Here is a 721-nt window from a genome sequence, read left to right as displayed (position 1 = left end):
AGTTGTTTTGATTTCCCATCTTCGATACTTTTTAATGTATCGCTATTTCAGGACGTGACAATAGATTTAATTAAAGAGTGTGGGGGAAACCTTACACTCATTTTTATATGATAATTATTCAAGACTATTACTCACTAAAAAAGAATTATTAAATAAGTCATTCCAACTTTATTAATAGAAAAGGCATCATTATGAAAAAAACTGTATAATGAAAACACTATTTATTTTTCTCGGCTTGTCAATTGTATTGAATGCATGCAAATCGGATTCGGCCTCACCTGAAAAGTTGATTGGGAAATGGAATCATACTTATCAAAGGCAAATAAAGAATGATGATGATTCTTGGAAAGCATGGGCTACAGTAAATAAGCTCGAAGCAATACCAATAATAGAATTTACTGCTGACCATATATTTTTAACGGGTGGGTCACCATTAAAAGACTGTTGCTATCCAATTGGGAATTACAGTCTTTCCAGGAACGTAATTACGTTTGATGCTCAAAAAATATGTGCTAGTGGTGTGTGCGTAGATTGTAAAAAATGGATTATTAATAGTCTGAATTCAGATACACTTGTAGTTCAAACTTGCACGTCAAGAAATAAATATGCGAGAATCAAATAAATAATTAGCGAAATTTAATAAATCCTTCCAATAAAATCATTGGTTATGTTTCTAAATGTATGATGCTTTATAATTTCTATAGTTCATAGTTAATTTTAT

At 30.4% G+C, this 721-nt stretch carries 1 protein-coding gene; it reads left to right on the top strand.

Annotated features, from left to right (window positions below; all coding sequences use genetic code 11):
- The first annotated feature begins 208 nt into the window (after positions 1 to 208).
- Complete coding sequence (locus ACYVFA_RS19640; RefSeq protein ID WP_460473557.1) at positions 209 to 622, top strand: hypothetical protein; 414 nt, start codon at positions 209 to 211, stop codon at positions 620 to 622.
- Positions 623 to 721 lie beyond the last annotated feature (99 nt).

The organism is Emticicia fontis (assembly GCF_054779675.1).
This window is presented reverse-complemented; position numbering and strand designations above follow the sequence as displayed.

Excerpts from the sequence above, each read along its gene's own strand:
- ACYVFA_RS19640 (WP_460473557.1), top strand. The coding sequence starts at position 209 with ATGAAAACACTATTTATTTTTCTCGGCTTGTCAATTGTATTGAATGCA.